At 69.4% G+C, this 6,986-nt stretch carries 3 protein-coding genes; 1 reads left to right on the forward strand and 2 read right to left on the reverse strand.

What is annotated here, in order from left to right:
• Positions 1-463: type II toxin-antitoxin system VapC family toxin (locus tag Q0C81_RS13860; RefSeq protein WP_291839029.1), on the forward strand; the 463-nt coding region annotated here is incomplete at its 5' end.
• A 5-nt stretch (positions 464-468) separates the two neighbouring features.
• On the opposite strand, the gene Q0C81_RS13865 is transcribed toward Q0C81_RS13860, so the two are convergent.
• Positions 469-4,731, reverse strand: coding sequence for a bifunctional class I SAM-dependent methyltransferase/DEAD/DEAH box helicase (locus Q0C81_RS13865; protein WP_291839032.1), 4,263 nt, complete (start codon positions 4,729-4,731; stop codon positions 469-471).
• Between the two features lie 166 nt (positions 4,732-4,897).
• Positions 4,898-6,986, reverse strand: a 2,089-nt coding sequence (locus Q0C81_RS13870) for a ParB/RepB/Spo0J family partition protein (RefSeq protein WP_367118021.1), incomplete at its 5' end; no start/stop codon positions are given.

Genomic DNA, 6,986 nt, shown 5'->3' on the forward strand with positions numbered 1-6,986 from the left:
GCGGGCTCGAGCCATTCATGCGGCCGAGGGGATGATCTATCTGCTTGACACCAACGTCGTCAGCCAGAGCAGCAAGCCCAAACCGTCCGCCAACATCCTGGCCTGGCTCCGGTCGGTCGATGACCACGAGCTCTGCATCAGCGCCATGACTGTCCGCGAGTTGCGATACGGAGCGGAGCGGGCGACAGCCGCTGACCATCCTGCCGCCGCGGCGATCACACAGGGCGTGGACGCGGTCATCGCCGCCTATGCGGGCCGCATCCTGCCCATCGACGAAGCCGTGGCCGCCGTCTGGGGCCGGATGCTGGCCGAGCGCGACGGCGACGAGGAGGATACCGCCCTGGCCGCGACCGCGCTGGTCCACGGTCTGACGCTCGTCACCGCCAATATCAAGGATGTGACGGGTCGCGGCGTCCCCCTTCTGAACCCGTCCCGGTCCCCGCCGAAGGCGACGCCGGTCTGACCCGCTCAGGCGGCCTGCCCGTCGAGGACGGTCTGAACCGGATGGCGGCGCAGCACCGCCTCCAACACGGTCGGCCGCTCAACCGGGACGAAGACCCGAGGCGTGTAGGCGATGATCTCCACGAAACAGCCCGAGACGACCAGGGCGTCGCGATCCGTCCGGCCTCCCACCACCTCGATGCGCCAGCGGTCCATAACGCGGGACCGCTTCAGCCACAGCCCGCCCTCCAGCGATAGCTGGACGTTGCGGTCGAGGATCGTGGCGGCGGTTCTCGCGCCGTCCGCCCAAACCTCGGCGACGTCGGTCAGACCCAGGCTCGTCTTCAGAGTTCGAGCCTGAACCTGGTCCAGAACCCGCCCCAGCCAGCGGCGTCCGTCCGGCGCCCGGACCCGGCGAACCGAGCAACCCCGCGCCGGCAACCGGCCCCAAATCGGCAACAGCAATCCCGTGGCAAGCGTCAGTTCGCGCGTCCGCCAAGGGTCGGTCCCGGCGACCTCTTGGTCCCAGACCCGCCGCCAGGTCGAAACCTCCGCTGGCTTCCACGCCGACTCCTCGAACGTCTTCTCGGCCATCGTCTGGCGATCGTCGGGCCGAACCAGCCGCACGGCGGTGATCAGGCGGTTCTCGTCCGTCGAGGTGGTCAAGCCGAGTTCCGCAATCGCGGCGCGGCCCGACTTCTCGTTGACGACCAGCTGGTGGGCGACATCCTTCGCCCAAGTCAGGGCGGCGTCGGCGACGAGGATCTCGCGCCTTACCTTGAGCGAGAAGGTCACCAGAGCCGTCTCGGCGCCGGTCGAGACATCGGTCCGGATCACTTCCTGATCCGTGACCTCCAGTTCCTCGGCCTCGATGTCCTCCAGCCCGCGGTCCAGTTCACCGGAGGCGGCGGCTCGATCGAGGATGCCGGACAGGATGCGGTCGAAGTCCGCGAACAAGGCGTTCTGGTCGGCGATGCGCAGCGCCAGAAGCCGGTTCAGGAAGGTATGGATCGGCGGCAGGTCGTCGGAGGGTTTGAGGCCGCCGTCGTCGTCGAGCAGCTTCAAGCTCGTCTTGGCCACGAAGGTCTCAAGCGTCATCGAGTCCAGCTCCCCGAAGGCCAGTGCGCCGTAGAAGACCAGCAATGCCCGGCGCGCCCAAGGGCTCTCCAGATTGTCCTCGGCGCGGAACAGGCCGGCTCCGGCGGTGCGCCGTTCGCCGCGCGTGAGCGCGCCCAGAGAGTCCAGCCGGCGCGCGATCGTCGAGGTGAACCGCTTCTCGCCCTGGATGTCGGTGGTGACGGGCCGGAACAGGGGCGCGGATGCCTGATGCGTCCGGTGGGAGCGGCCAAGGCCCTGGATGGCGGCGTCGGCCCGCCAGCCCGGTTCGACCAGATAGTGGACCCGCCGCTGCTGGTTCGGAGCCGACAGGTCGGCATGGTAGCTGCGGCCGGTTCCGCCGGCGTCGGAGAAGATCAGCACCCGCTTGCGGCCCGACATGAAAGCGTCGGTCTCGGCGCGGGCCGCGGAGGCGCCCCGCCGCTCCACGACGCGACGACCGTCCCTCACCACCACCCGGCGCGACCGGCCCGTGATCTCGGCGACCGCGTCGGTCCCGAAAGCTTCCAGCAGGGCGTCGAGCACGCCCGGCACAGCGGGCAGCAAGGCCATCTTCTCGATCAGGGCCTCGCGTCGGGCCAACGCCTCCTGACTGAGGGCGGGACGACCGTCGTCTATGACCGGGACCATGGTGACATTGCCGTCATCGTCCTCGACCGCCTCCATCAGATGCACGGGAAAGGCCTCGCGCAAATAGTCGAGGACGTATTCTCGCGGCGTCAGGTCGATGGAGAGGTTGTTCCATTCCTCGGGCGGGATCGAGGACAGCCGCCGCTCCATCACCGCCTCGTTTGTGGAGACAATCTGGACCACGGCCGAGCGCTCCGAGGCGAGGTCGTCGCGGATTGACGCGATCAGGCTCGGCGCCTTCAGGCCAGCCAGAAGGTGACCGAAGAAGCGCAGTTTAGCGCCCTCGAAAGCGGAGTGGACCGCGGAAGCCGCCATCGCGCTCTTCGGCTTGCCAGCGTCGTCGCTGAGACCGGTCGCCTTCAGCGCCTCTGCCAGATTGGCGTGGATCAGCTGGAAGGCGTCGGCCCACTGGTCCCATACGCCGACGTCGTCTGGCATCAGCGGATGGACCAGGGGTTCGTACTCGACGCCCTCGAACGACAGCGATCGCGCCACATAAAGCCCGAGCGCCTTGAGCTCGCGTGCGACCAGCTCCATGGCCGCGACCCCGCCCCGGTCCATGGCGTCCAGGAAGTCGGCGCGGGACATGAACGGCGCTTCGGGCCCGCCCCACAGGCCAAGACGTGCGGCATAGGCGAGGTTCTCGGCCGTGGTGGCGCCCGTGGCCGAGACATAAAGTATCCTGGCGTTCGGCAGACGGTTCTGCAGCGCCAGCCCCGCCATGCCCTGCAGCGAGGCCTTCTTGGTCCCACGCGCGCCCTTGCCGCCACCGGCCGCGTTGGCCATGGCGTGGGCTTCATCGAAGGCGATGACGCCGTCGAAGTCCTCGCCCAGCCAGGCGACGATCTGGTCGAGGCGGGAGGGACGGACGCCCCGCGCCGGCTGACGCAGGGTCGCGTAGGTGGTGAACAGAATACCCCGGTCCAGCCGGACCCCGTCTCCCTGCTTCCAGCTCGACAGCGGCACGATGTCGTGGGCCCCGCCGCCGATGGCGCCCCAGTCGCGCCGGGCGTCCTCCAGCAGGGCGTCATTGCGGGAGAGCCAGACTGCGCGCACGCGCCCCTGGCTCATGTTGTCTGCGACGATGGCGGCGATCTGCCGCCCCTTGCCGCAGCCGGTGCCGTCGCCGAGGAAGAAACCCCGACGGAAGGCGAACGCTTCGCTTTGATCATCGCGCACGAGCGCCACCTCATGCGGTGCTTCGCCGAGGCGGAACCGGCCGGGCAGGAAGGCCGCATGGGCCTCGCCGGCGTAGATCACCGTCTCCGTTTGGGCGTCGGAGATCCGGCCCTGGTTGAGCACCGCCGGCGGCAACACCGGCCGGTAGGTCGGCGCGGGCGGCGCGACTGAGGCCATGGGCCCGGATTCGACCAGGGGTGAAGGGTGAGGCCGGGGATCGGGCAGGACGATCCGCGCCAGGGCATGCGCCTGATAGAGGCCGACGTCCCGGCCCTCTCCAGCCCAGGGCCGCGCCTCATAGGCCAGGGGTGTTGCTCCGGCCAGGAAGGCCAGTCGGCCTGCGGGAAGGGCCAGCCCGCGGTCGCGCGGCGCGAGGAAGGCGGCGGCGTCCAACGTCAACCGCACGCGCGGGCGGGCGGTGCCGCGATTCGGAAGGCTCGCGAGAATCCGGGCGGTCGCCTCCAGATCCTCGGGTTGGTGAAGAAGGCCGTCCCAGACGGCTGTCCCGCCGCGATCCATAACCAGCAGGCCGGTCTCGACCGAGGTGCCGTGTTTGGCGAAAGCGCGCGCGGGAAACGCCACGGCGGCCACCATGACGCCGTGGCCTTCGAGCACCCGCCTCAGATCGGTTTCGGCAAGGGCGGTAAGGGGCACGATCGCCGCCATCCGGCCGCCGTCCGCCAGAACCTTGAGCGACGCGATAAGATGGGCCTGAAGATCCGAGAACGGCGGGTTGCAGACCACGACGTCAAACGACCCGGCGTCCTCGAGGAGGTCGGGTAGATGGCGGCCATCGTGCCGCCGGCGTGTGGCCTTGGCGAACAGCCCGTCGAGGAGCGCCGCGCGCGTGGGCGCAAGCTCGTTCAACGTCAGGCTCGCCCCGCACGCTTCGGCCACCACGGCCAGCAATCCGGTCCCCGCAGACGGCTCGAGGACACGGTCCTCCGGTCGAACCTGCGCGGCCAGCACCGCGAGAGCGGCGAGTTGGGGCGGGGTGGAGAATTGGTCCAGCGCGACCTGTTCCTCGCTGCGCCGGCTGTGGGTCAGGCCAAGCGCTGAGACCCCGGCGAGCAGAGCGGCGATCTCGGCCGGGGCGTCCTCGAGCCGGGCGATCTGCGGCGCGAGGCGGCGGATCTGAAGCACCGTCGCGGCCTCGATAGCGTCATAGGCGTCACGCCAGGTCCAGCCCCCCTGGGCGTCGGACACCCCGAACGCGGTGGTCATGACGTCGGCCACCAGACGTCGATCCAGCGCGCGCGAGCGGGCCAGATGAATGGCCAATGCACGGGCGGCGGCCAGGATGTTGGTGGGGAGATTCCCGACGGCGACGTCGGCGAACAGCGACAGGTTGCGGGTGGTCGACATTGGGAAGGCTCCGATCGCCTGGAGCGGAGGGCTCCTCCCTCTCGGTCCTCCAGGCTCGCTTCGCCCCGCCCTCCCTTCGTCTCCCCGACAGTCGCATCGACGCGTACGACGACAGAGAAACACCGTCCCGGCAGGTCGCCGGGGCGGTGTTTCCGTGTGCGGATAATCAGGCGGCGGCGACGTCCAGGGCCGCCTTGCCCGCCGGAGTGACGACGAAGGCGCCGGCCCCCTCGTCGTCCTCATCGACGCCATCGCCGGCGGCCTGGTCCTCGACGTCCGGGGCGTCCTGATCGGCGTCGATCGGGGCGGCCCAGGACAGGGCGGCCGGAGCCCAGGTCCGTTGCGCGGCCTGTTCGGCCACCCAGTCGACCAGCTCGGTCTTGCGGAGCGTCTTCGCCCGCTCGTCCTCGGCGCCCATGGTGTCGAGCATGCCGGTCAGCAGGCCCTTGGAGTGGGGCTGCAGGAAGGGGGCGTCGGGCGTCCAGTGGAGAGTGATGTCCGCTTGGCAGAGAGCGGCCAGCTCCGCCGCCTCGGCCCGGGCGCTGCGGCGGATGGAGAAGGTCTTCTCCTCCCGGACGTCGAGGCTGATGGCGGTCAACTCCGCCAGCAATCCCATCTTCTCGCCGTGGGCAAGCCCATGCACCCAGCCGATCACCGTCTTGCCGGACGCTTCCCAGGCCGTGCGGCGATCTTCGAGCCGGCGACGCACGTCCCCGTCCAGGGGCTCAATGACCCGGCCATTGGCGGGATTGAACCCACAGGCCGTGATGGCCAGGGCTGAGTCCACGCGCCCGATGTGGGCGCGCCGGACGAGGACGGTGAACAGCCGGGCGATCAAGGCCGTCAGCCCCGCCCCGGGATCGTCGGCCAAGGCGCGGATCAGGCCGCGCGTCGCTACATCGGTCCGCACGGTGTGAAGGGCGTGGTTCACGCCTTCGGTCTCCGGCTCCGGAGCCTCGACTTCCGGCGGGACATAGGCCGGTGGCGCCGAGGTCCGACGCGCGGCCTCCGGCGCGGCGTCCTCATCCTCATCGTCGATCTCGGGTTCCTCCGGCGTGTAGCAGCGGACATCGACGCCTGCCTCCGCGGCCGGCCACAGGACCATCGTCGTTACGACCCGGCCCCCGCATCCAGTCTGGTCTGATGCGATCCTGGCGTGGATCATATCGACGATCGCCAGATCGGCGACGTCGGGGTGCTCGACGTCCGCCAGGGCGATGCGCGCTTTCTCTGTCCGATCGTTGAACACCTCCCGCTGCGCCCGATAGCGCGCCATCTCTTCGGCGGGGAGTGAACCGCCATACACATAACCGAGCGCCTCCAGATCATCGGTAAGCTCTGGCTCCGGGCCGGCGGTCACGTGAACCGAGATCCCTTCGGCCTCGAACACGGCCGCGATCCCACGTGCGCGACGGGTCCAGACCTCGGTCAGGATGTCGGGGTCGAGCAGGACCGGCGGCAGTTCACCGAACAGATCGCTCTCCGTCCGCCCCCCGGCGTCAGCATAGGCCTGAGGATCGACCAGGGCGCAGCGGCGATAGCGCGTGGTGACCCGGCTGTCGTCGAGCCGCTCCTTCACCCGCCATTCCTGGAAGCCCTGGCCGTCCAGCGTCATCTGGGCGATGTCTTTCTGCTCCTGAAGGTCCGGCAGGCGCGCCAGCAGCCGGGTCTGGCGAAGCGTGATCCGGCCCGCTTTCAGCGCCACCAGAGCGGCCGGCGCGACCCCGGACAAGGCGGCCAGCCGTTTGATCTCGATCTCGTCATAACCGAGCGCCCGCGCCATGGCGGTGATCGTCAGTTTCGACTTCAGCATCCGGCCAATGGCGGCGATGACATCGGCCACATGGACCGGCACGGCGGTGTTGGTCAAAAGCACCGCCGCCGCCTGGCGCGCCGGATCGGTCTCGACATAGGTCCGGACAGGATAGTCCTCGTCGATGTCGCCGGCCTCCAGCAGGCTCGCCAGCGCCAGACGACGACGACGACCGTCTAGGGCCATGAACGGCTGCTCCTTTTTGCCGCGACCGGGCCTGACGGTCACGGGCTGCAACTGACCGGCCGCCTTCAGGGTGGCGGCCAGGGTCGGAATATCGTCGTCGGGCGGTTCGCCATAGCGCAGGTTCTCTCGCGCGATGCCGAGATCCCCGAGGCGGACGATGCGTTCCACGGGCGTGAAGATGACGGCCGGGGTTGGGGTTTCAGGAACAGAGGTTGTTGAGGTGATGACGGGAACGAGGTCGGTCATGAGGTCTCTC

Source organism: Brevundimonas sp. (genome assembly GCF_023259385.1).
In the GTDB taxonomy this organism is placed as follows: domain Bacteria; phylum Pseudomonadota; class Alphaproteobacteria; order Caulobacterales; family Caulobacteraceae; genus Brevundimonas.

Coding starts and splice junctions, on each gene's coding strand:
- Q0C81_RS13865 (WP_291839032.1), bottom strand. CDS start 4,731: ATGTCGACCACCCGCAACCTGTCGCTGTTCGCCGACGTCGCCGTCGGG.